We start from the raw sequence: 23,240 nt of genomic DNA, 5'->3' as shown, positions 1-23,240 counted from the left end.
CCCGCCTGCTCCTAGATACGCGAGCCGCGCGATCACCCCTTACCCCGATCTCCGTCGATCGGGGCGATGCTACATGGCCCATCGGCCGAACAGCGTCGCAACGATGATCCCCGCGCCAAGCATGAGGAGCGTCAGCACCGTCATCGCGACGATCTGCGGCGCGGTTACGCGCGCGCCCGTTGCCATGCCGCTCATCCCCGCCATCGCGTCATGCCCCATGTCCGGCATCGGCGTCGCCGACTGCCGGTCCGCGCCGACCTCATGCCCGCCATGCCCGAGCGCCCGTACCGTGCCCATGCCGTGCTTCAACTGGACGCCGACCAACCAAAGGTTGATCGGATAGGCGACGGCGAAGCCGACGAGCGTCGCCAGCGACATGACGCCCCAAAAGCGAAGCGAGTTGGCGTGCATCGCGGCCATGTCCTGGCTCATCAACACCACCATCGTCGGGATCATCCCGGCCATGACGGCATTCATCGAAAGCCATTCGGGGATGAACGACATGCGGAGCGCGCCCCAATAGGAGCCACCCGCCATGTCTCGCATGAACAGCGCCTGGAATATCAACAGCCCGAAAGCGAAGCCGAATGCATATTCCGCGATTACGTCCTGCCACATCGGGAGACCGAGCGCCGTGGTAATCGCGGCTGCGGCGATAACGCCAGTCGCGTCGCCAGCCATGCAATGGATGGCCGAGCCGAACGCCTGCTTCCATAGCGGTCGAACGAAATCCTCATGGCGCTCGTTCGCCGGCTCCTGACAGGACAGTACATAGGCCGCGGCCATGATCGGGCCGCCATAGAGCGTGACCAGCAGCCACCCCCACTTCATCACCCGCAACTCGGGGTTGCGGGTGAAGGCATCACACGCGACGTAGGCGACCGAGATCGCGGTCAGCACGAACCACCCAATCAGCACGGCGTCGAGCCAGGGGGCGGGGGAAGGCATCGTCACGGCAGCTCTCCTCTACTGCTAAAGGATACGCGGCTCCCGGTGCCAACCCTCGCGCGTGTCGTGTCAGGCGAGCTTGCTGGATACCGCCTTGATCGCTTTCAGCCCCGATCCGAACCGGGCGATAGCCTCGCGGTTCTTCTCCAGCTCGCCATAAGGGAGATAGGATATGTCGAGGTCGGCGACGCGGCTGAACGCGGGCCGCTGTAACTGCGCGCGAACGTCCGCCTCGCGCGCGTCGGGCGCGACAAGGAACAGCCCCGCGGTGGCGTGAAGGTCACTGCCGCTCAAGGCCAGGTCAAGCATCCTGACGATGCCAGAATAGATCGATGTCGAATGCTCCACCTCGAACGCCGCTGCGACGTGATCGCCAGCCTTCTGAAGCCACAGCACGTCGATCAGGCGGATCGAGTCCGCGCCTTTCGAGGTCGCGATCGTATCGGGCAGGCGTTCAAGGCATCCTGCGCCCAAAGGCAATCCATTGAACGCGCGGCTTCGATCGTTCGCGGCGATCCACACGTCATAACCGAGTGCCGACCCTAAATCGCGAAGCCATGCCTGGATTTCAGTGTGGGTGCGCTCGTTCTCGCCCTCGCGCTGCGCGGCCTTGCTGAGCGTGCGCGCCTCCTCGCGTGCTGCCTCAAGCCGCTGCTCCCAGCTCGCCAGCGTCGCGCCGCTCACGTCCAAGGGCGGGGCCGGGTAACGATCGGAGCCGATGTCGAACAACAGCCCGCCGATCGCGCCCAGATCGTTCGATAGCAGGTCGCGGAAGCGGTCGTTGAGGTCGAGGATGCCGCTTCGCATGGCCAGGAAGTGCTCCCAGCTTCCCAGCTTCACGTTCGCGCCGGTGAGCGCGTTGTAGCCCTTGACGATCGCGGTGTTGAAGGGCGGCACCAGCGTCGGGTGAAGGAAGTAGAGGAGGTTGGCGACGGCCGGACCCAACCCCTTGATCTTCAAACGGTCGATCGCGTGGATATGCGCGATGATCTCTTCGGCGGTGTCGCAACACGAACAGGCGTCGAGCAAGCGACCGAACGCCCGCTGATTGTCAGGACTCTCGTAAATGTCGGGAATGCGGAGTTTTGGTTTCCAGAGAAACGCATGGTCAGCGCCCTTGAAGATTTGCCGCTGCTCTGCGACGGAATGAACGACGGTCTCGAGCGATGATCCTCGATAGGCGACGCCGAACGTGCCGCGCTCGATCTCCGCCACCACCTGGCCAATCCCGCGTCGGATCGAGCGAAAATTCTTCAATCGCTCGTCCCACAGAAACCAGCTCCGGTAGGTAGCGCCAGGATCATCGCGCCAGCGGGCGATTAAGCGGCGAACCAGGCCGTCATGGTCGGTGCCGGTTGAAAGACTGTCGATCTGCGTTGCCATATGTCCCCGATTGCCCCCGGCCCGCGTTGGCGGGCTAGGCGATAGACCTAAGCTGCGGCGCTTATGGCGTCGAGGGTGTAGAGCTGGCCCCCGCAAAATGAGGGCAACGCCGCTCCCGCGCGTAGATTCAACATACACGCCCGCGGTGCCAATAGGGTCTTGACCCTGACACGGTGTCAGACCCTACATGCTCTCGGGTCGAAGGAGTTTCGCCATGACCGACCCTCAATTTCAATCTCAAGCCGGGGGTTGCGGCTGCTCGAAGCCTGCGACTGAGCCGGTCGCCGCGCCGTCGTCCTGTTGCGGGGGAGGCACGGTCGATCCGGCAACAGTCGAACACGAACACCATCATCCCGCCAAGTCGGGCGGCTGCTGTTCGGCCAGTAAAAAGAGCGACGCCGCAGCGACGGTAGTTGACCCGGTGTGCGGGATGACGGTCGATCCGGCGACGACGGCGCACCATGCCGAACACGCCGGCACCGAATATCATTTTTGCAGCGCCGGGTGCCGGACCAAGTTCGTCGCCAACCCGGGCGCCTATGTCGGGGACAAGCCGAAACCTGAGCCGATGGCGACGCCCGGGGCGATATGGACGTGTCCGATGCACCCCCAAGTCCGCCAGGAAGGGCCGGGAACGTGCCCGATCTGCGGCATGGCGCTAGAGCCTGAAGAACCCTCACTCGACGATACCCCCAACCCCGAGCTGGTCGATTTCACGCGCCGGCTGTGGGTGGCGGGAGCGCTCACGGTTCCGCTGCTGATCGTCTCCATGTTCGCCGAAATGACGGGCTTGCATGTGGTCGGTCCTGCGGCCTCGCCGTGGGTCCAGCTCGCGCTTACCGCGCCGATCGTGCTGTGGGCGGGCTGGCCGTTTTTCGAGCGGGGATGGACATCGATCCGCACTCGCCACCTCAATATGTTCACGCTGATCGCGATCGGGGTCGGCGCGGCGTTCCTCTACAGTCTGGTCGCGACACTCGCGCCGGGCATCTTTTCCGCGACGTTCCGAATGCACGGCGGCATGGTCCCGGTCTATTACGAAGCTGCCGGCGTCGTGGTGACATTGGTCCTGCTCGGGCAAGTGCTCGAACTGCGCGCCAGGGCGGCGACAGGGCGCGCGATCCGCGCTCTGATGGATCTTGCCCCCAAGACTGCGCGACGCTTGCGGTCTGACGGCTCTGAGGAAGAGGTCGGCTTGGCCGAAGTCGCTGCCGGCGATCGACTGCGAGTTCGCCCCGGCGAGGCGATCCCGGTCGACGGCGTGGTGGTCGAAGGCCGCTCGTCGGTCGACGAATCCATGCTCACCGGCGAGCCCGCGCCTGTCCTAAAAGAGGTCGAGGCGGCCGTCACCGGAGGCACCGTCAACGGCACGGGCAGCCTGGTCATGGAAGCCCAAGCGGTTGGCTCGGATACGATGCTGGCGCGCATCGTCCGTATGGTCGCCGAAGCGCAGCGCAGCCGCGCGCCGATTCAGGCGGTCGCCGACCGGGTGTCGGGCTGGTTCGTGCCGCTCGTCGTGCTCATCTCAATCGCGACGTTCATTACCTGGTCGCTGATCGGTCCAGAGCCGCGCATGGGCCACGCCATCCTGAATGCCATTGCCGTCCTGGTCATCGCCTGCCCGTGTGCGCTTGGGCTCGCCACCCCTATGTCGATCATGGTCGGCACGGGGCGGGGCGCGTACGCCGGCGTGCTGGTCAAGAACGCAGAAGCGCTACAGGCCTTGGAAAAGGTCGATACCCTCGTCATCGACAAAACTGGTACGCTTACCGACGGCAAGCCTACGTTGGTTGGGATCGAGACAGTGAGCGGCTTTGACGAGAACGACATGCTGGCACTCGCCGCGTCCGTTGAAGCTCAATCCGAACATCCCCTGGCGCACGGCATTATCAACGGCGCTAAAGGGCGCGGGCTGCCAATCGACGACGTCACGGAGTTCGAATCGCAGACGGGCCTCGGTGTCAGCGCCGTCGTTGATCGCCGTAAGGTTGTGATCGGCAACGCCGCGCAGATGAAACGCGTCGGGGCTGATCCAGCGCCACTCGACGCCGCAGCAGATCGTCACCGTACCGAAGGTGCGGGCGTCATCCTGATCGCGATCGACGGCACGCTCGCGGGTCTGCTTGCGGTCGCCGATCCCGTGCGCGCTTCTGCGCGGGACGCCATTGCGGCGCTTCGCGCGGAAGGGCTACGGGTCGTCATGCTTACCGGTGACAACCGCGGTACGGCCGATGCCGTCGCTCGCGCCGTCGGTGGACTGGACGACGTGCATGCCGATCTTCGGCCAGAAGACAAAGCGCGCATTATCGGCGAGCTAAAAGCGAGCGGCGCAAAGGTCGCGATGGCGGGCGACGGGATCAACGACGCCCCGGCGCTCGCCGCTGCCGATGTCGGGCTGGCGATGGGAACTGGTACGGACGTCGCGATCGAAAGCGCCGGCATGACGCTCACGCGCGGTGATCTCTTGGCGATCGTGCGGGCGCGCAAGCTAGCCCGCGCGACGATGCGCAATATTCGCCAGAACCTGTTCTTCTCGTTCCTATTCAATGGGATTGGCGTGCCAGTCGCAGCCGGGATACTTTATCCGGTTGCGGGCATTCTGCTGTCGCCGATGCTGGCAGGTGCGGCCATGGCGCTTTCGTCCTTTACTGTCGTGCTGAACGCGCTGCGCTTGAACGCGGTAAAATTGTGAACATCGGGGCGGCGTCGGATGCCAGCGGCGTCTCCCAGCGCATGATCCGCCATTATGAAAAGATCAATCTGGTGCCCCCGCCGCCCCGGCGCGGGACCTACCGCGACTATTCCGACGCCGACGTTCACCGGCTGCGGTTCATCGCGAACGCGCGCGACCTGGGTTTCCCGATTGAGGAGATCCGGTCGCTTCTCGGCCTTTGGTCAGATCGAGACCGGTCCAGCGCAGACGTGAAGGCCCTTGTGGAAGCGCGCGTGGCCGAATTGGGACGCAAAGTGAATGGGCTCGAGGAAATTCGCCAATCACTAATCGTTCTAGCTCAGGGTTGTCACAGTGACGATCGGCCTGATTGTCCGATTATTGAGCGCTTAGCGCAGTAGGCCAACGGACCACGGCGCTCTTACTTATCGGGGCAACACTGCATTTTATTGTCCGATCGTTCAGTCGGACAGTATGCGGAGTATCAAGTACCGAGACGAGGTGGGTTACTCCGTTCCTCTAGGCGGCAGCAAAACGTGGTGAATACGAAGACGACGCGCACATTCTGGCCGCCTGCCAAAACTCCTCACCAATCCTATAAATTTCTCGGACGAAGAAGGGCGTGCTCGCAAAGGCGATGTCGCCTGCAGTCGCCCGTGAACGAGCGATGCTCGACCCGTTGCTTGTTATAGACACTGCATCCACGGCCAACGCGAACATGCTGACAGTCAACACGTTATGCGCGAGCCAGAATGGGGCGGCGATCAGGAACCAGAGTTTCATTCGATATGTCGATCCCTGAACCCGCGCTAGCGTGCCCAGAATACATCCGATGCTTGCCAATACAGTTGGAATTCCACTCCAGGTCCAGGCGGCGACCAACCCCAGGCACGAAAGCGATACGGCACAGACACAAATTACGACGCGGCGATCCCGCACGAGCGATGCCGTCAGAAGCTGGGCGATAGCGATGATGCAAGATGCCGCCGCGGTCGACGTGCCGCTGAGCGCAAAATACACTGCAAACGCTGCTGCCCCAGCGCATTGCACAGCGACTGCGCTTTGGTAGGTGCGCAATCGGGGCCAGACGATAACGGCCGCGACCCCAAGACTGCCGAAGAGGGCAGGGCCGATGCCGGATGCGGATGCTGAAGCAGCGATACCGGCAATCATCGCGACCTCTTGCAAGCGACGGATGGGCAAAGATTTACCCCATCAAGGTTAACACCCCGTTATTTACGGTCGCTGTGAGGGGTAGGCGCCTGTGACACGTAAAAATGTAGGACGTACGAAAGCTCCGCCTGCGAGGAAAATGTCTTGATGAATGCCGTTGCGGTCGCCTCGTTATTGTCCGATGAAATTGCAGATTGTATCATCGTGGGTGGCGGTCCTGCTGGCCTGAGCGCAGCGATCTATCTCGCGCGATTTCTGCGGCGATGTGTCGTCATCGATGCGGGGGGCAGACGCGCTCAGTCAATCCCACGGTCACACAATCTGCCCGGATTTCCGGGAGGGATTGGCGGCGTAGAATTGCTGGCCGGCATGGCGCGGCAAGCTGAATCCTTGGTGCGATCATCAGCCACGGCAAGGTCGATCGCCTCGCGAAAACAGAGAATGGATTCTCCGTCACGATAGGCAGATCGACGCTCGAGACGCGAACCGTGATCTTGGCGACCGGCGTGTCCAACCACCGGCCGACAATGCCCCCCAAAAATGCACGACGAGGCCTTGGCACGCGCCCTGCTCCGCTATTGCCCGATATGCGACGGCTATGAGGCGAAGGGTATGAATATCGCTGTCCTGGGATGTGATAGCCACGGCGCTGCTGAAGCTGAGTTTTTCCGGCCCTACGGTGCCCGGGTAATGCTTTTAGCGCAGCGCTTGCCCGAACTGGATTGGCCAGCTGAGGCAAGGCTGAACCGATTGGGGATCGAGATCATCAAGGACGCGGTTAACGACTTTCGCGTCGCTGGAGATCAGGTCATCGTTACATTGCGTGAGGGCCGGGAATTACCATTCGATACTCTGTACCCGGCGCTTGGCTCGTCACCGCACGCCCAGCTTGCAACTGACCTCGGTGCGAAAATCAGCGATCAAGGTTGTATTCTGACCGACGCGCATCAGCAGACTTCCGTGGCAGGACTATACGCAGTCGGCGATGTGGTCGAGGGTCTTGATCAGATCAGCGTCGCGACAGGGCAGGCGGCGCAAGCGGCAACAGCGATCCATAATCGTCTTCGTGAGCGAGAGTAGATATTTGGCTCCGGCGCTGTTCACTTTTGCATCTAGCGCCTTGGCCTGAGGCTGGCAGGCCGGCGTAACGCTTTCCATCGGTCGCTAAACAGGCGCCTAGGCTCATTGTAACTACTGTAATGCCAAGACTCTAAAGTTTATCGCCAATTATTTCTGATGATAAAGCGTCGATCAACCGACAGTCAGCGATCGTCGTGGCGTCACACCGCCCCCATTCTACAATATTTTGACGCAGCGCCTGCAAGTCGGCGAGTTTGCGATCGATCTCGGCTACATGCAGCACAGCCATTTCGTCTACGCCATCGCACGATCCGCATGGATCGTTTGCCAAACGCAGCAGGTCGCGGACCTGATCGAGCGTGAAGCCTAGATCTCGCGAACGCTTGATGAAGTGGAGACGTTCGAGATGAGTCCTATCATACAAGCGATAGTTTCCGCCGCTACGGATTGGGGCCGCAACCAGCCCCTCGGCCTCGTAGAAGCGGACCGTTTCAACCTTCAATCCGGTTCGCCTAGCGACTTCACCAATTTTCATGACGCCCCTTGACCCTCTAGTAGGATGAGGGTTGATATAGGAAGTCCGACACGCGAATCGAGTGACATGATGGCGGACGACTGCTGTTCTAGAAAAGGCGACACGATCGCGCAGCTCGGCCGCAAGGCCGATCAGCGGCGCGTGCTGATCGCCGTCATGGTCATCAACTTCGTCATGTTCGTCGCCGAGTTCGGCGGGGGTGTATTCGCGCGGTCGTCGGCGCTGATGGCGGACTCAGTCGACATGCTCGGCGATGCCGTTGTCTATGCGCTCAGCCTCTATGCTCTAAGCCGCGGCCCCCGCTGGGAAGCGGGGGCCGCGCTCGCCAAGGGCGGCATCATCCTCGTGTTCGGCATCGCAGTCGTTTTCGAGATCGTCGACAAGCTGGTCAACGGCGTACCGCCTTCATCCTCGCTGATGCTGGCGTTCGGCAGCGCCGCGCTCGTCGCCAACCTGACGTGCCTCGCGATGCTGTGGCGGGTTCGGTCGGAGAACGTGAATATGTCCAGCACGTTCGAATGTTCGCGCAACGACGTGGCGTCCAATGTCGGTGTGATGATTGCGGCTGGGCTGGTCGCGATAACCGGCGCGGCGTGGCCGGACATAGCGGTGGGCGGCGTCATTGCCCTTATCTTTCTGCGATCGGCATGGCGTGTTCTCGCCGAAGCGATCCCGGCATGGCGCGAGGCCCGGCCGGTCGCGCCGGAAGTCTTGCGATGATCGTTGCATTGGATCGCGCGATCGCCGTGCCTATCCCCACATCGGCATTACTGCTACGGATCATATCGTGCGACGCCTGCTGAACATCCTTGCCTGCCTGGTGCTCGTCTGCTCCCTTGGAGCGACGGCGACGGCGCACGCGCTGGAACGGCCGGATGCCAGCATCAGTACGACCGAGACGCGTGGCGAACAAATTGCCGAGGGTCATACGCCCGGAGACGCCGACGAAGTGCCCGCTGACGGCGACAAGGGCTATCCGCACCATCATGGCGGGTGCCACGGCGATCATATCGCGGCACCGGTCAAGATCGCCAGCACGGCCCTGACGCGCGATCTTCGCCTTGCCCCCATCTCCGCGGGCCGATCGATGCGTCCGCTGTCGACTGCCGATCCCGCGCTGAGGCCTCCGCAAGCCTGACGACCCGCTGACCCCGCCGGCTGCTGCCGCCCGGGGCGAACGAGGTTCGTCAGGAGACATCATCGATGCATCGTACCATCGCGGCCTTCATGGTCGCGGCGTTCTTGGCCGGTACGGCCGAGGCGCAAACATCACCGCCGCCCGGTATCCCGGCGGCGACCACGTCGTCACAGGCGATGCCTGCCTTTTCGCTCGACGCCGCCCTTGGCACTGCCGGTGTGCCTTCGGCTGCCGGTACGCCGGCGACACGCACCACCACCGGCGGGGCGTCCGGTTCTGGCGGCAGCACGCAAACAGCGCTGCCTTCGATCGGCGCGGCGACCGCGAACGTCGCGGCCGCGACCGCGGCGCGGCGGGTCGCGGGGCTCCGCCCCAATCCCGAGTTGCAGACGCAGGTAGAGAATATCGGCGGCAGCGGTGCTTACAGGGGCGTGCGCAGTTCGGAGACGACCGTCGGCGTGGCGCTCCCGCTGGAACTGGGCGGCAAGCGCCCCGCACGTGTCGCCTTGGCCAATGCCCGACTGACCCGCGCTCAGATTCAGGCCGAGATCGCGCGGGCCGATCTGCGCCTGCGAGTGACCCAGCTATACATCGAAGCGGCTGCGGCCGAGCGTCGTTCGGAAGTGCTCGCCGAGCAGGCGGGGATCGCCAATAACGCCTTCCGTGTGTCGAGTGAGCGCGTGAAGGCTGGCGACGTCGGCCCGATCGAGCAGCAGCGCGCCGATGTGCTGCGCATCAATGCACAGGTGGCGGCCGATAGCGCAACCCGGCAGGCACAGGCGGCGCGCGCCAATCTTGAGACGTTGCTCAATGCACCCGTAACGGGACCGCTCGACCGCGCGTGGTTCGAGCGGATCGATGGCTATGGACCGCCGCGCCCCCTCGATGTCGAAGGGACGCTGGCGCTCGTTGCCGCACAGGCCGACGTCCGCACCGCAGATGCACAGGTTCGCGTAGCGCGGTCGTTGCGGGTTCCGGACCTGACAGTCAGCGCGTTCGCCCGGCGACTGGCTGCGACCAACGACACCGCAGCCGTGGTCGGCCTGTCGATCCCGATCCCGCTGTTCAACAACGGTAACGCTTTCGTCGCCCAGTCGCAGGCCGAACAGACCCAGGCGCTGGCGCTGCGCAGCCTGGCGATCGTCGATACGCGTCAACAGATCGCCAGCGCGCAGACCGAAGTGGCGAATGCTGCCGCGACGGCACGGGCGGCGGGTGGTCCTGGCCTGGCCGCGGCACAGGAAGCCGCCCGCATCGCGCGGATCGGCTGGAGCCAGGGCAAATTCGATCAGATCGCGCTACTCGATGCCGAGCGCACGCTTTCACAGACCCGCCAGACCTACGTCGATGCGCTCGCCGCGTATCACGACGCGCAGGCGCGGCTCGACCGGCTCACTACGCCGGCACCCACCATTTCCGGAGATGATCGATGATCCAGGACAAGCGCCTGTTAGGTGGTGCCGCGGCCGTTGCACTGGTCGCCGCACTCGGCGGCTTCGGCGTTGCGCGCTGCACCGCAGACAAACCCGCCACGACGGAAGCGGCAAACGGTAATGCCGCTGCCCCCACACCGGAGGAGAAGGCTCCCGACACGGTGGCGATGACGGCGCAGGCGGTCGAGCAAGCCGGGATTGCGACAGAGACGATCAATCCCGGCGGGCTCGGCGCGGAGATCGTCGCGCAGGCGACCGTCAGCGCATCGCCGCAGGGCGAGGCGATCGTCAACGCCCGCGCCGCAGGAGCGGTGACGCGGCTGATGAAGCGGCTCGGTGATCCGGTGCGCGCCGGCGAGACGCTGGCGATCGTGGAGAGCCGCGACGCAGCCCAGATCGCGGCCGATCGCAGCGCCGCGGCTGCAAAGTCGACGCTGGCGCAGAAGGCGCTCGCGCGCGAAAGCTATCTCTATCGCCAGAAAGTGTCGGCGCGTGTCGAGCTGGAGCAGGCACAGGCGGAAGCCGCGTCGGCTGCGGCCGAAGCGCGGCGCGCGAGCGTCGCGGCTGGGGCCGCTAGGATCACGTCCGATGGGCGCGGCGTGCTCGTGTCGAGCCCGATTTCGGGCCGCGTCACCTCGGAGAATGTCAGCCTGGGCGCCTTCGTCCAGCCCGAGACCGAACTGATGCGTGTTGCCGATGCGTCGAAGATCCAGGTTGAGGCGGCGGTCGGTCCGACCGATGCACAGCGGCTCGCGCCGGGCGACCGGGCGATCATCGAGTTGCCCGACGGACGGACGGTCGAGGCGCGGGTGCGCGCCGTCACCCCGGGCCTTGCCAACGACACGCGCTCGGCGACCGCGGTCCTCGATGTGACGGGTACGCTGCAACCGGGTCTTGCGGTGCGGGTACGGCTGCTGCCGAGCCGTGGCGGCACCTCCAATGCGATCGTGGTTCCGGAGGATGCGGTTCAGACGCTCGAAGGGCGCGACATCGTGTTCGTGCGGACCGCGAAGGGCTTTCGCGCACAGACCATCACGATCGGACAGCGCAGCAATGGCCGCGTCGAAATCCTGAAGGGTCTCGCGGCCGGAAGCCAGGTCGCCACGAAGAACGCATTCCTGCTCAAGGCCGAACTCGGCAAGGGCGCGGGCGAGGAAGAATAGACCATGATAGCCAACCTCATGGCGCTCTCCGTCCGCGCCCGCTGGACGGTCCTCGCATTGTTCCTCGTCATCGCCGGACTCGGCGTATGGCAGCTTACCAAGCTGCCGATCGACGCGGTGCCCGACATCACCACCAAGCAGGTCCAGATCAACACGGTCGATCCGCGGCTGTCGCCGGTCGAAATCGAGAAGCTCGTCACTTATCCGGTCGAAATCTCGCTCGCCGGCATTCCGGGGCTGGAGACGACACGCTCCATCTCACGCAATGGTTTCAGCCAGGTCAGCGCGATCTTCACCGACAGTACCGACCTTTATTTTGCGCGCCAGCAGGTCGGCGAACGCCTGCGCCAGGCGATGGAGAACCTGCCCGACGGCGTACAGCCGCAAATCGGACCGGTCACAACCGGCCTCGGCGAGATCGTCATGTATACGGTCGGCTACGCCAATCCGGACGGGAAGGGCGCGAAGAAGGTCGCGGGGCAACCCGGCTGGCAAGCCGATGGCAGTTATCTGACGCCGGAAGGCGAGCGGCTCACCGATCCCGTGGAGAAGGCGGGCTACCTGCGCACCGTGCAGGACTGGATCATTAGTCCGCAGCTCAAATCGGTGAGCGGCGTCGCCGGCGTGGACTCGATCGGTGGGTTTGCCAAAACGTTCGTGGTGGAGCCTGATCCGACCAAGCTCGCGAGCTTCGGCATCTCCTACAGCGAGCTGGGGCAGGCGCTCGAAAACGCCAACCTCGCGGTCGGTGCCAATTATTACAACAAGGGCGGCGAAGCCTATCTCGTGCGCGTCGACTCTCGCGTGCGGACGGTCGACGAAATCCGCAACGCCGTCGCCGCGACGCGGGGCGGCACGCCGATCACGATCGGCCAGATCGCCAACGTCCGCATTGGTGGCGATCTGCGCACCGGCGGTGGAAGCATGAACGGCCAGGAAGCGGTCATCGGCACGGTGCTGATGCTGATCGGCCAGAACAGCCGCATCGTCGCCGAACAGGCGTCGACCAAGCTGGATCAGGTGGCGAAGACGCTGCCGCCCGGCATTCAGGTCAAGGTCGTCCTCAATCGCGCAAAGCTCGTCGGCGCCACGGTGGCGACGGTCCAGCGCAACCTTACCGAAGGCGCCATCCTGGTGGCCGCGGCGCTGTTCCTGCTGCTCGGCAACTGGCGCGCCGCGGTGATCGCGGTGCTGGTGATCCCGTTCTCGTTCCTGATGATGGCGATGGGGATGAACGCCTTCAACGTCCCCGGCAACCTCATGAGTCTGGGGGCGCTCGACTTCGGTCTGATCGTCGATGGTGCGGTGATCATCATCGAGAACTGCCTCGCCAGGCTGGCGCATCGACAGGAACATGAAGGTCGGCTGCTGGCGCTGAGGGAGAGGCTCGAGGAGACGATGCGGGCCGCGCAGGAGATGATCAAGCCGACCGTTTTCGGTCAGGCAATCATCCTGCTCGCGTTCGCGCCGCTGCTGACGTTTACAGGCACCGAAGGCAAGACGTTCTCGCCGATGGCGATCACGATCATGCTGGCGCTGGTAGCAGCGTTCGTCCTGGCGATCACGCTAGTGCCGGCGCTGGTCGCCATCCTGATCCGGGGCAAGGTCGCGGAGAAGGATGTGTGGCTGATCCGCAAGTCCAAGGAACGCTACCTGCCGCTGCTCGACAAGGCGATTGCGAAGCCGTGGCCATTCATCCTCGGTGGTCTGGCGTTCTTCCTCGCGGCGATCCCGGCGTTCGGGCTGCTCGGTTCGGAGTTTATCCCCCAGCTCGACGAAAAAAACCTCGCCTTTGCATCGACACGCGTTCCATCGGTGAGCCTCGAACAATCGCTTGTCATGGAACGCAAGGTTGAAGAGGCGATTACGAAGATCCCTGAAGTCGAGTTGATGTTTTCAAAGACCGGCACCGCCGAAGTTGCGACCGACCCGATGCCGCCCAATGTTTCGGACGGTTTCGTTATTTTGAAGCCGAGCGAGGAGTGGGCTGACGGCACCACCAAGGCTGACGTGATCGCCAAAATCCAGAAGGCGACCGGCGGTCTGCTCGGCAACCTCTACGAGGTCAGCCAGCCGATCCAGCTCCGCTTCAACGAGCTGATCGCAGGCGTGCGCGGCGACGTTGCGATCAAGCTTTATGGCGATGATCTCGACAAGATGTCGCAGACCGCGAACGAGATGGTCCGGGTCCTGCAGGGCATCCCGGGCGCCGCCAGCGTCAAGGCCGATCAGGTAGGCGGCGCGCCGACGCTCGACGTGAAGCTCGACCGGGCGGCCATCGCCCGGCTTGGCCTCACGGTCCGCGATGTGTCGGACACGATCGCAGCGGGGCTCGGCGGGCGTGAATCGGGATTGGTATACGAGGGCGATCGCCGGTTCGATGTCACCGTTCGCGTCCCCGATGCAACCCGCACCAACCTCGACGACATCCGTTCGCTGCCGGTGCTGCTGCCGGAAGTCGAGGGACGACCACGGGCACAGGTGCCGCTCGCACAGGTCGCGCAAATCCAACTGACGGAAGGACTGAACCAGATCAGTCGTGAGAACGGCAAGCGTCGCGTCGTCGTCCAGGTCAACCTGGGCGGGCGCGATGCCGGATCATTCGTAGCGGAAGCGCAGGCGAAGATCGCGCAGGTCAAGTTGCCGGCGGGATACTACCTCGAATGGGGTGGTCAGTTCGAGAATCTGGCAGCCGCCTCTAGGCGGCTGTCGATCGTCGTGCCGCTCTGCTTCCTAGCGATTTTCGGGCTGCTCTACATGGCGCTTGGCGGATTCGGCAGGGCAGCGTCGGTGTTCCTGGCGGTGCCGCTGGGACTCGCCGGGGGCGTCTTCACGCTGGTGCTGACCGGAACCAGCTTCTCGGTGTCGGCAGCGGTAGGGTTCATCTGTCTCGCCGGCGTGGCGGTGCTGAACGGGCTCGTGGTGATGACCGCGATCCGCGAACGCAGCGAGGCCGGAATGCCGGTGGCGCAGGCGATCCGCGAGGGCATGGCCGACAAGATGCGTGCGGTCATCATGACCGGGTTCGTGCCCGCCATCGGCTTCGTGCCGATGGCGCTTGCGCACGGCACCGGCGCCGAAGTGCAGAAGCCGCTCGCGACCACCGTGATAGGCGGTCTCGTTGCCGCGACCATCCTGACCCTGCTGGTACTTCCCGCCATAGCCAAGGTCGTTCTGGGAGCGACGTCGGGCAAGCGGGCCGAGCCTGACGACCGACCGACAAGCGCACCCGAGGAGGCAACAACATGACCATGATGAAGCTCCTGCGGGTCTATACCGACGAAAACGCTTATTTCGGTGATCGCAAGGTCTTTGAACTCATCGCCGAGCGGGCGCGCGACGCCCGCCTCGGTGGTGCGACAGTAATCGAGGCGATGATCGGGATCGGTCGATCGGCACATACGCACCGTCGTCATATTCTTGAAAATGATCGATCGGTGGTGATCGAGATCGTCGACGACGACGCCAAGCTGCGAACCTTCATAGCGAGCCTGCGCGATCTGAAAGGTATCGGCCTGATGACGCTGGAGGCGGTGGAGATCATCGACCTCCAGTCCGACCCGGAGTCGGCCGATGTCAGGGAATGAAGCCGGTAAAGCCGCCATCGATCCCGGTGGCGGGCGTCCGGCTGATGCCGTTGGCCGCACGCCCATCGAGAATATTGTGATCCTCGCGGCGTCCCCGCTACGGGTATGGTCGGTCATCACAGACTTCGCCGGACATCCGCAATGGAAGCCGTTCACCCAACTCGCGGGTGAGGCTATCGAGGGTGGCGAGGCAACGTACAGTTTTCGCATCGGAGGGCTTGGGAAACCCGTCACCACAGCGGCCGACATCACCCGTGTTGAAAAACCGGTCGTCTTTGCCTGGACCGCGGGGGTGTCGAAGCTCTTGCTGTTCGAGGAAATCTACGAGCTGGAGCGCGATCCTGTCGGCACACGCCTGCGGCATAGCCTGCGCTTCCACGGTTTCCTGAGTGGCATGTGGACGGCGCTGCTGCGCCGGAAGCTTCAAGCCGGTCTCGTGCAATCCGATCGGTGTCTGGACCGCCAACTTCGGCGGCTGGCGACGCAACCGGGCGTGAAGCCGCGCCCTGCGGCGCCGCGTCACGGGGGCCAAAAAAACCGGAGGCACAGATGACGCCATGTCGGATTCGGATTGCCAGCGCCAGCTTCGCGCTGGTGCTGTCTGCTTGTTCCGAGCAGCCGCAAAAGGGGCTGCCAACCGAGCAGGAAATTCACGCCGGTGACAGTGGGGTGTCGAGCGGGGCACCGGGCCGCCACCTGTACCGATGCGACGATGATCGGACGCTAGTCGTCGACTTCAAGGATCAGGGGCTCACGGTCGAGTTCCGGCGCGATGCTAAGGCGGCACCGACAGTCCTGACCGCTCCAATGCAGGGCCTCCAATATGTCGGTGATGCAGAAAGCGCGACGTTTGCCGGGAATCAGATCAAGATCGAGGCACCGGGCAAACGTCCGGTCCTCTGCATGAAAGAAAACGCATCGTGATCGCAATCATCGACACTGGGGAGCGCTGACGATGGCAGCGCTTAAATTCTCCCTGATCCCCATGATCGCGATCATGATCGGCGCGCTTCTCGCCGGGTGGCGCACACCCGGCGAGAGGCTGGTCGCCGCCATGCAGCACCTTGCGGCCGGCGTGGTGTTCGCCGCGGCGGCAACCGAAATCCTGCCGCTGGTGATGCACGGGGGATCGCCGACGGCGACGCTGATCGGCGGTGCGATCGGCGTCGCGGTGATGCTGGGCCTCAAGGCGGCGGAAAGCCGATTTGACGGCCCTGTGGCGCTGCTCGCCGCGATCGGGCTCGATCTTGCCATTGACGGTCTGGTTCTGGGTCTGGCCTTCATCGCCGGCGAGAAGGCGGGCACGTTGCTGGCGGTCGCGCTGACGCTCGAAGTGCTGTTCCTGGCCCTGACGCTCACCAACGATCTGACGAGCCGGTATCGCAAGATGAAGGCGATCGGCCTGACCTGCGCGCTCGCGCTGCTGGTGCCGATCGGCGCACTCGTCGCGCAGCCCGTGGCGCTGCTGTCGCCGGTGTGGATCACCGGCTTCCTGAGCTTCGGCCTGATGGCGCTGCTCTACCTCGTCACCGAGGAGCTGCTGGTCGAGGCGCACGAGAAACCGGACTCGCCGCTCATCAGCGCGATGTTCTTCGTCGGCTTTCTCGCACTGCTGCTGATCGAGGAGATCGCGATGTGACCGGCCTGACCTTGAGCGGCGTCGATGTACGCCGCGATCCGTTCCGTAAGGAGAAGAAAATGTCGATGACCACGGCGCGATGGTCCTTTCTGGCCGCTGCGATTGCCCTGTCTGCGTGCTCCGGCGGCAAGCCGGCTGGCCAGTTCGGATCGAACGAGTCCGGTGCGACCGATGCCATCCACGGATCGAACGCGCCCGGCATGGCGATGCCGTCGACCGGCGATCCTGATACCGACTTCCTTCGGGGCATGATCCAGCACCATAAAGGTGCGGTCGACATGGCGCGCGCCGAGCTTGCCAACGGCACCGATCCGAAGGTGCGCGCGATGGCGGAAGAGGTGATCCGGACCCAACAGGCCGAGATCGTGAAGATGAAAACCTGGCTCGCCGAACGGCAAGCCGCGAAGAAGGGTACGCGATAAATGGCGCACGATCACGGCGAAGCCGGGCACAGCCACGACCATACCGCCGGCGCCAACGCCAAAATGCTCTCATGGGCTCTGGCGTTGACGGCGACCTATCTCGTGGCGGAAGTGGTCGGTGCCTTCGTGTTCAACAGCCTCGCGCTGTTGTCCGACGCCGCTCATATGATGACCGATGTCGCCGGCCTCGTCATTGCGCTTATGGCGATCCACCTCGGCAAGAAGGCGGCCGACGACAAGCGGACGTTCGGCTACAAGCGGCTCGAAATCCTCGCCGCTACCTTCAACGCCGTGCTGCTGTTCGTCGTCGCCATGTATATCCTATACGAGGCGATCCAGCGCTTCCGCGAGCCGCAGTCGATCCAGTCGACCGGCATGTTGATCGTCGCGGTCATTGGCCTCGTCGTGAACTTCGCATCGATGCGTCTGCTGACCGCTGGCAAGGACGAAAGCTTCAACGTCAAAGGCGCCTATCTGGAAGTATGGGCCGACATGATCGGCTCGGTCGGCGTCATCCTTGGTGCGCTCGCGATCCGGTTCACGGGCTGGACGTGGGTCGATCCAGTCATCGCCATCGGCATCGGCCTGTGGGTGCTGCCGCGTACCTGGGTTCTGCTCAAGGGCACGATCAACGTGCTGCTCGAAGGCGTGCCAGGCGGGCTGAAGCTGCCGGAGATCCGTTCGACAATCGCCGCCATCCCAGGAGTTGCCGGCGTCCACGACCTGCACGTCTGGTCGATGGCTTCGGACGAGATCAACTGCACCGCCCACGTGACGCTCGGCGAGGGCGTCGATCCCGATAGCGTCAGGGTCGCCGTGACGAAGACGCTTGATGAGAGGTTCGGCATCGAACATTCGACAATTCAGACCGAGGCGCCGTCGCAAGCCTGTGAAGATGCTCAACACCTTCACCGCTAGTCATCCCGACGATCGAAGGTCACAACCATGCTATGCTCTATGTTGTCATCAAGGCGCTGATCTCCGGCGCGATCATCGCGGCCGTTTCGGAGATCGCCAAGCGCAGTCCCGGGGTCGGCGCGCTTGTCGCATCTTTGCCGCTCGTCTCCGTGCTGGGAATGATATGGTTGTGGCGCGACACCCAGGATCGATCGTTGATGGCCGCGCACGCCGGGGCGACTTTCTGGTTCGTGCTGCCATCGTTGCCGATGTTCCTGCTGATCCCCGCGTTGCTCGGGCGCAACGTACCATTCTGGCTGGCGCTGGGCGCGGGGTGCCTTCTCACCATCCTGCTCTATCTCGGCCTGGTATGGCTTGGTCTACGCCTCGGCCTGCGATTGTAAGGCTATCAGCGCAGATCTCCCGCTATGTTGAGGAGCAACGTGCCCTAGACCAAAGCCATACATCCGCTATGCTGGATATATGGAAAACGAATCGGCTATCGCGGCGCTGGGTGCGCTCGCCCAAGGGACGCGGCTCGACGTATTCCGCCTGTTGGTGCGTCACGAGCCGGACGGCATGGCCGCGGGCGATATCGCCCGCCAGCTCGACGTGCCGCAGAACACCATGTCGGCGCATCTCGGCATCCTCGCGCGCGCCGGCCTGGTCCGCTCCGAACGGCATAGCCGCTCGATCATCTACCGTGCCGATCTGGACGGCCTGCGCGCGCTGACGCTGTTCCTCGTCAAGGATTGCTGCGCCGGCAATGCGGAGCTGTGCGCGCCGCTCGTCGCCGAACTCACCCCCTGCTGCTGAAAGGACGTCCCGTGGTCGTCGATATTATCATCTACCACAACCCCGAGTGCGGCACGTCGCGCAACACGCTGGCGATGATCCGCAATGCCGGCATCGAGCCGCATGTGGTCGAATATCTGAAAACCCCGCCCGCACGCGCGCTGCTGGTCGAGCTGATCGAACGCGCCGGCATGACGCCCCGCGATCTGCTGCGCGAGAAGGGGACGCCCTATGCGGAGCTGGGCCTGGGCGACACGTCGCTGTCCGATGACGCGCTGGTGGACGCGATGATGGCGCATCCGATCCTTATCAACCGGCCGCTGGTCGTGTCGCCGCTCGGCGTGAAGCTGTGCCGACCATCCGAAGCCGTCCTCGACCTGCTACCGAACGAGCAGCTCGGCGCGTTCGCTAAGGAAGACGGCGAGCAGGTGGTCGATGCTTCGGGCCAGCGCGTCGCCTGATGCTCCTTGCCGTCCTGATCTTCGTCGCCACGATCGCGCTCGTCATCTGGCAACCCAAGGGACTCGGCATCGGGTGGAGTGCGATGGGCGGGGCCGTCGTGGCGCTGCTCGCGGGCGTCGTCACGCTGTCCGACGTGCCGGTGGTGTGGGGCATCGTCTGGAACGCGACCGCCGCGTTCGTCGCGATCATCGTCATCAGCCTGCTGCTCGATGAAGCCGGATTCTTTGAATGGGCGGCCCTCCACGTCGCCCGCTGGGGCAGGGGGCATGGTCGCCGGCTGTTCGTCCTGATCGTGCTGCTCGGCGCGGCGGTGTCGGCGCTGTTCGCCAACGACGGCGCGGCGCTTATCCTGACGCCGATCGTCATCGCCATGCTGCGGGCGCTGGGGTTCAAGGACAAGGCGACGCTGGCGTTCGTCATGGCGGCCGGGTTCATCGCCGACACCGCCAGCCTGCCGCTGGTCGTCTCGAACCTCGTCAACATCGTGTCGGCCGATTTCTTCAAGATCGGGTTCGGCGAATACGCGGCCGTGATGGTGCCGGTCGACCTCGTGTCGATCGCCGCCACACTGGGTGCGCTGCTGCTGTTCTTCCGGCGTGACATACCGGCAGACTATGACGTGGGGGCGCTGCGCGCGCCGCGTGACGCGATCCGCGATACCGCTACCTTCCGCGCCGGATGGATCGTGCTGGCGCTGCTGCTCGCCGGTTTCTTCCTGCTCGAACCGCTCGGCGTGCCGGTCAGCGCCGTAGCCGCAGCCGGCGCGATCCTGCTGTTGGTGATCGCGGGGCGGGGCCATGTGATCCAGACCGGCAAGGTGCTGCGCGGCGCGCCCTGGCAGGTCGTGATCTTCTCGCTCGGCATGTATCTCGTCGTCTACGGCTTGAGGAACGCCGGCCTGACCGATCATTTGGCGGCGCTGCTCGATCGCACCGCGCAGGGCGGCGTGTGGGGTGCGGCGCTGGGCACAGGCGTCATCGCGGCCGTCCTGTCGTCGGTGATGAACAACATGCCCACCGTGCTGGTGGGCGCGCTGTCGATCGATGCCACCCACGCCACGGGCGCGATCAGGGAAGCGATGATCTACGCCAACGTGATCGGCTGCGATCTCGGCCCCAAGCTGACGCCGATCGGCTCGCTCGCGACGCTGCTGTGGCTCCACGTCCTCGGGCAGAAGGGCGTTCGGATCGGATGGGGCTATTACTTCCGGGTGGGCGTCACGCTCACCGTGCCGGTCCTGCTCATCACGCTCGCGGCGCTGGCATTGAGGATAACGATCGGATGACGGCACTGATCTACACCGGCGCGGCGCTCGCGGAGATCGCCGGATGCTTCGCCTTCTGGGCCTGGCTACGCATGGGAAAGTCGCCCGTGTGGCTGGCACCCGGTATTGTCTCGCTGATCCTGTTCGCATGGCTCCTGACCCGGGTGGAAAGCGACGCGGCAGGCCGGGCCTATGCGGCCTATGGAGGTATCTACATCTGCGCGTCATTGCTGTGGCTATGGAGCGTCGAAGGCGTTCGGCCCGATCGATGGGACGTGGGCGGTGCCGCCCTGTGCCTTGTCGGAACCTGCGTCATCCTGCTCGGCCCGCGCGGAGCATGACGATAGTGAAAGCCTCTTGATGCCGCTCCGCACCCTCACTGAACCCGATATTCTGCCGGCGCTCGATCCCGCCTATGCCATCCAGCGGCCGGCATTGGGGCTTGGCCCGCTCGATCCCGCCCCGCGTATCCTTCTGCTCTATGGTTCGCTGCGCGAACGCTCCTTCTCCCGGCTGTCCGTCGAGGAAGCGGCGCGCCTGCTCCGGTTCTTCGGGTGCGAGACACGCATCTTCGATCCGTCGACCCTGCCGCTGCCCGACCAACATGCCGGCGATGACCATCCGGCCGTCCACGAGCTGCGCGAGCTGTCTTTATGGTCGGAGGGTCAGGTGTGGTGCAGCCCGGAACGCCACGGTCAGATCACCGGCATCATGAAGTTGCAGATCGACCATTTGCCGCTGTCGATGGGCGGGATGCGCCCGACGCAGGGGCGAACGCTCGCGGTCATGCAGGTGTCGGCCGGATCGCAGTCGTTCAACAGCGTCAACACGCTGCGCGTGCTGGGCCGCTGGATGCGGATGGTGACGATCCCGAACCAGTCGAGCGTCGCCAAGGCGTTCAACGAGTTCGATGAAGCCGGACGGATGAAGCCGTCGAGCTATTACGACCGGATCGTGGACGTGATGGAGGAGTTGGTCCGCTTCACAGTGCTGTTGCGGCCGCATACCGCCCAGCTCGTCGATCGCTATTCCGAGCGCAAGGAATCCGGGGTGCCAATCGATCCGATGATCGATCTATCGAGCGTCGCGACGTCCCCACAGAGCTAGCATCCAGGCGCGGGGAGGCTGGAGTGCACATAAGCAGATAGGATCAGCTCCCGATGCCGAGAGCCTTGCGGGCAGTTCGTCGCTATCGTCGGCGATTTAGAAGCCGGCCCTAACCGAAAGACGCCACAAGCGTTATGTTTAGGGGGACAATCTAAGGCAGCTGCGAGGGCAGGATATGACGATGACCGATAGGATCATTCAGCCCGGCGCTAAGAAGGTGAAAACCAGTAAAACGCGGTTCGGCAGCGTAACGGTGAGAGCGCCTGCGCCTTCCGAAGCGTTAGTCCAGCACAGTGTAAAAGCCAGCACCCAAGCGCTCGAGCGAGTGACAGAGCGATTGGCGAAGGCCGGCGTCCGGCTTCAGTGAAGAAGAACGTGCCGCTCTATTGGCTCGAGAGCGACAATCCCGATGTGATGATCCGCAAGCTGAACGGAAAAGTTGAGCGGGGTAGCTTCGTTGACGGTGTGTTCAAGGCGATCGGCTGATTTCGGCGGTAGGGGCCGCCAGGTCGCAAGACCTACGAACAGCGCTAGGAAAGCCGCCCCTTGATGCCAAAGGCAACAGCGGGGACGACCATGTTGCTCGCATCCTACTGCATCTTCTGCTGCATTTGAAGGAACAGGCTAGTCAGGAAAACCGAGGGCCGCCTTGTAGGGCGGCCCCGGTGCTAGTTCCCTACGCGGGAAACGGACAATCCAGTGGATGCCGCATGTCTTGACCTGATAGGGGCTGTCTCCTCCTCGGACAAGACTCCTCGAAAGATGGATGTGCCACGTGGCACACCAATGGTCGTCGAAAGCACGAAGATTGGTGTTTCTAGGCTGAGTTGCTGGCCATCGATAGGGTCGACCTGCCGATCTTCGTGCTTTCGACGACCATCCTAGCTTCGGTTATGTCGCAGACAGGATCAGGCCGGTGAGCAGGAACCGCACGTCGATTACGACCTTGACGACGCCGAAGATCTCCCTTGAACCAGCTACCGCTCGCCATCAGGACTATGCCCGATCAGCATCCTAAACCGGCCCGAATCGTGTCGGCGTCAGCTGGTCGCATCGGTGGGCGTGATGGCCAGCGCTGAATCGGCATCGGGATGGCCGAACAGCCTGAGGAGAATTTGCGAACAGAGGGCAGGGGGCACACGTTCGTCGCGCATCAGGTCGAATAGCGCCTCATCCCCAGGCGTCAGCGCCATGCCCTCGATCGCGAGATTAGCGCGGGCATCCTTGTCGTCCTCGCGCCACATCGCATCCTCGGCGAGACTGCCTCGCACAAAGTCGAGCGCGCGGATTTCACGCCGCAGCGTGTCGAGATCGATCATCGTCATGTGTCCCGCTCTTCCGCGTCGAGGGTCCGCTTGCCACGCCGCTCCACCGGCCAAGCATGTTGCCGGCAGTATCGTCAGGTGCCCGTCCCCTCATTTGCAAAATCACATTGTAAATGGCCGCGCAATCCCGGCGGCCTGATCAGCGCTCTGCGGCGAGTCTCGCGGTCGAACCGTAGTGCGCTTTCGCTGTTCTCTAGTTCATCGCATGGCTTCGAGCG

26 protein-coding genes and 1 pseudogene are annotated in these 23,240 nt (G+C 63.8%); 22 read left to right on the top strand and 5 right to left on the bottom strand.

Annotated elements, in window-relative coordinates; genetic code table 11:
• Positions 1–69 precede the first annotated feature (69 nt).
• Both ACU5AX_RS17420 and ACU5AX_RS17415 read right to left on the bottom strand, forming a co-directional pair.
• Positions 70–948 (bottom strand): DUF4396 domain-containing protein, encoded by an 879-nt coding sequence (locus tag ACU5AX_RS17420; RefSeq protein ID WP_232474415.1) that lies wholly within the window; start codon positions 946–948, stop codon positions 70–72.
• Positions 949–1,017: 69 nt separating this feature from the next.
• Complete coding sequence (locus tag ACU5AX_RS17415) at positions 1,018–2,331, bottom strand: type II restriction enzyme NmeDI-related protein (RefSeq protein WP_198355551.1); 1,314 nt, start codon at positions 2,329–2,331, stop codon at positions 1,018–1,020.
• Between the two features lie 214 nt (positions 2,332–2,545).
• Here ACU5AX_RS17415 and ACU5AX_RS17410 point away from each other — a divergent pair, with 214 nt between their 5' ends.
• Positions 2,546–5,023: a heavy metal translocating P-type ATPase gene (locus ACU5AX_RS17410; protein WP_269769696.1), complete on the top strand. Its 2,478-nt coding sequence runs from the start codon at positions 2,546–2,548 to the stop codon at positions 5,021–5,023.
• Positions 5,020–5,403, top strand: a complete 384-nt coding sequence (locus ACU5AX_RS17405) for a MerR family DNA-binding protein (RefSeq protein WP_198355550.1) — start codon at positions 5,020–5,022, stop codon at positions 5,401–5,403. Before ACU5AX_RS17410 ends, ACU5AX_RS17405 begins: the two co-directional genes overlap by 4 nt.
• 118 nt (positions 5,404–5,521) lie before the next feature.
• Here ACU5AX_RS17405 and ACU5AX_RS17400 read toward each other — a convergent pair whose 3' ends face one another.
• On the bottom strand, positions 5,522–6,175 hold the full coding sequence (locus ACU5AX_RS17400) for a YgjV family protein (RefSeq protein ID WP_198355549.1): 654 nt from the start codon (positions 6,173–6,175) through the stop codon (positions 5,522–5,524).
• A 147-nt stretch (positions 6,176–6,322) separates the two neighbouring features.
• Between ACU5AX_RS17400 and ACU5AX_RS17395 the strand changes: the two are divergent.
• Positions 6,323–7,255 (top strand): annotated as a pseudogene (locus tag ACU5AX_RS17395) (NAD(P)/FAD-dependent oxidoreductase).
• 130 nt (positions 7,256–7,385) lie between these two features.
• On the opposite strand, the gene ACU5AX_RS17390 reads toward ACU5AX_RS17395, so the two are convergent.
• Complete coding sequence (locus ACU5AX_RS17390; protein WP_198355548.1) at positions 7,386–7,790, bottom strand: MerR family transcriptional regulator; 405 nt, start codon at positions 7,788–7,790, stop codon at positions 7,386–7,388.
• Between the two features lie 69 nt (positions 7,791–7,859).
• Between ACU5AX_RS17390 and ACU5AX_RS17385 the strand changes: the two genes are divergently transcribed.
• The 19 genes from ACU5AX_RS17385 (at position 7,860) to ACU5AX_RS17295 (ending at position 22,183) form a co-directional block, all read left to right on the top strand.
• Positions 7,860–8,510, top strand: coding sequence for a cation efflux transmembrane domain-containing protein (locus ACU5AX_RS17385; RefSeq protein ID WP_198355597.1), 651 nt, complete (start codon positions 7,860–7,862; stop codon positions 8,508–8,510).
• A gap of 67 nt (positions 8,511–8,577) precedes the next feature.
• The gene (locus tag ACU5AX_RS17380) at positions 8,578–8,928 is read left to right on the top strand and encodes a hypothetical protein (RefSeq protein ID WP_198355547.1); all 351 of its coding nucleotides are present in this window, start codon (positions 8,578–8,580) and stop codon (positions 8,926–8,928) included.
• Between the two features lie 65 nt (positions 8,929–8,993).
• Positions 8,994–10,361, top strand: a complete 1,368-nt coding sequence (locus ACU5AX_RS17375; RefSeq protein WP_198355546.1) for a TolC family protein — start codon at positions 8,994–8,996, stop codon at positions 10,359–10,361.
• The gene (locus tag ACU5AX_RS17370; RefSeq protein ID WP_198355545.1) at positions 10,358–11,524 is read left to right on the top strand and encodes an efflux RND transporter periplasmic adaptor subunit; all 1,167 of its coding nucleotides are present in this window, start codon (positions 10,358–10,360) and stop codon (positions 11,522–11,524) included. The genes ACU5AX_RS17375 and ACU5AX_RS17370 overlap by 4 nt, the downstream gene beginning before the upstream one ends.
• Positions 11,525–11,527: 3 nt before the next feature.
• A complete protein-coding gene (locus ACU5AX_RS17365) occupies positions 11,528–14,773 on the top strand; it encodes an efflux RND transporter permease subunit (protein ID WP_198355544.1) in 3,246 nt (1,081 codons plus the stop codon).
• On the top strand, positions 14,770–15,111 hold the full coding sequence (locus ACU5AX_RS17360; RefSeq protein WP_198355543.1) for a DUF190 domain-containing protein: 342 nt from the start codon (positions 14,770–14,772) through the stop codon (positions 15,109–15,111). Before ACU5AX_RS17365 ends, ACU5AX_RS17360 begins: the two co-directional genes overlap by 4 nt.
• Positions 15,098–15,664: an SRPBCC family protein gene (locus ACU5AX_RS17355; RefSeq protein WP_198355542.1), complete on the top strand. Its 567-nt coding sequence runs from the start codon at positions 15,098–15,100 to the stop codon at positions 15,662–15,664. The genes ACU5AX_RS17360 and ACU5AX_RS17355 overlap by 14 nt, the downstream gene beginning before the upstream one ends.
• On the top strand, positions 15,661–16,035 hold the full coding sequence (locus ACU5AX_RS17350) for a hypothetical protein (protein ID WP_198355541.1): 375 nt from the start codon (positions 15,661–15,663) through the stop codon (positions 16,033–16,035). The genes ACU5AX_RS17355 and ACU5AX_RS17350 overlap by 4 nt, the downstream gene beginning before the upstream one ends.
• Before the next feature lie 31 nt (positions 16,036–16,066).
• Positions 16,067–16,750 carry a ZIP family metal transporter gene (locus ACU5AX_RS17345; protein WP_198355540.1) on the top strand — a complete coding sequence of 228 codons (684 nt, stop codon included), beginning with the start codon at positions 16,067–16,069 and terminating at the stop codon, positions 16,748–16,750.
• Complete coding sequence (copM, locus tag ACU5AX_RS17340; RefSeq protein WP_332838052.1) at positions 16,747–17,172, top strand: CopM family metallochaperone; 426 nt, start codon at positions 16,747–16,749, stop codon at positions 17,170–17,172. Before ACU5AX_RS17345 ends, copM begins: the two co-directional genes overlap by 4 nt.
• A complete protein-coding gene (locus ACU5AX_RS17335; protein ID WP_198355539.1) occupies positions 17,173–18,090 on the top strand; it encodes a cation diffusion facilitator family transporter in 918 nt (305 codons plus the stop codon). It begins immediately after the preceding gene.
• Between the two features lie 32 nt (positions 18,091–18,122).
• Entirely contained in the window at positions 18,123–18,473 is a 351-nt protein-coding gene (locus ACU5AX_RS17330; protein WP_198355538.1) for a DUF3147 family protein, read from the top strand.
• Between the two features lie 79 nt (positions 18,474–18,552).
• Complete coding sequence (locus tag ACU5AX_RS17325) at positions 18,553–18,885, top strand: ArsR/SmtB family transcription factor (RefSeq protein ID WP_198355537.1); 333 nt, start codon at positions 18,553–18,555, stop codon at positions 18,883–18,885.
• Positions 18,886–18,896: 11 nt separating this feature from the next.
• On the top strand, positions 18,897–19,325 hold the full coding sequence (gene arsC / locus ACU5AX_RS17320) for an arsenate reductase (glutaredoxin) (RefSeq protein ID WP_198355536.1): 429 nt from the start codon (positions 18,897–18,899) through the stop codon (positions 19,323–19,325).
• Positions 19,325–20,611, top strand: a complete 1,287-nt coding sequence (locus ACU5AX_RS17315) for an arsenic transporter (protein WP_198355535.1) — start codon at positions 19,325–19,327, stop codon at positions 20,609–20,611. The genes arsC and ACU5AX_RS17315 overlap by 1 nt, the downstream gene beginning before the upstream one ends.
• Positions 20,608–20,931 carry a YnfA family protein gene (locus ACU5AX_RS17310; RefSeq protein WP_125994346.1) on the top strand — a complete coding sequence of 108 codons (324 nt, stop codon included), beginning with the start codon at positions 20,608–20,610 and terminating at the stop codon, positions 20,929–20,931. The genes ACU5AX_RS17315 and ACU5AX_RS17310 overlap by 4 nt, the downstream gene beginning before the upstream one ends.
• Before the next feature lie 19 nt (positions 20,932–20,950).
• Positions 20,951–21,697, top strand: a complete 747-nt coding sequence (gene arsH / locus ACU5AX_RS17305) for an arsenical resistance protein ArsH (RefSeq protein ID WP_198355534.1) — start codon at positions 20,951–20,953, stop codon at positions 21,695–21,697.
• 181 nt (positions 21,698–21,878) lie between these two features.
• Positions 21,879–22,064, top strand: a complete 186-nt coding sequence (locus tag ACU5AX_RS17300) for a hypothetical protein (protein WP_446691939.1) — start codon at positions 21,879–21,881, stop codon at positions 22,062–22,064.
• Entirely contained in the window at positions 22,061–22,183 is a 123-nt protein-coding gene (locus ACU5AX_RS17295; protein WP_269769695.1) for a hypothetical protein, read from the top strand. Before ACU5AX_RS17300 ends, ACU5AX_RS17295 begins: the two co-directional genes overlap by 4 nt.
• A gap of 554 nt (positions 22,184–22,737) precedes the next feature.
• On the opposite strand, the gene ACU5AX_RS17290 is transcribed toward ACU5AX_RS17295, so the two are convergent.
• A complete protein-coding gene (locus tag ACU5AX_RS17290; protein WP_198355533.1) occupies positions 22,738–23,022 on the bottom strand; it encodes a hypothetical protein in 285 nt (94 codons plus the stop codon).
• Between the last annotated feature and the right edge of the window lie 218 nt (positions 23,023–23,240).

This window comes from Sphingomonas benefaciens (assembly GCF_052907485.1).
This window is presented reverse-complemented; position numbering and strand designations above follow the sequence as displayed.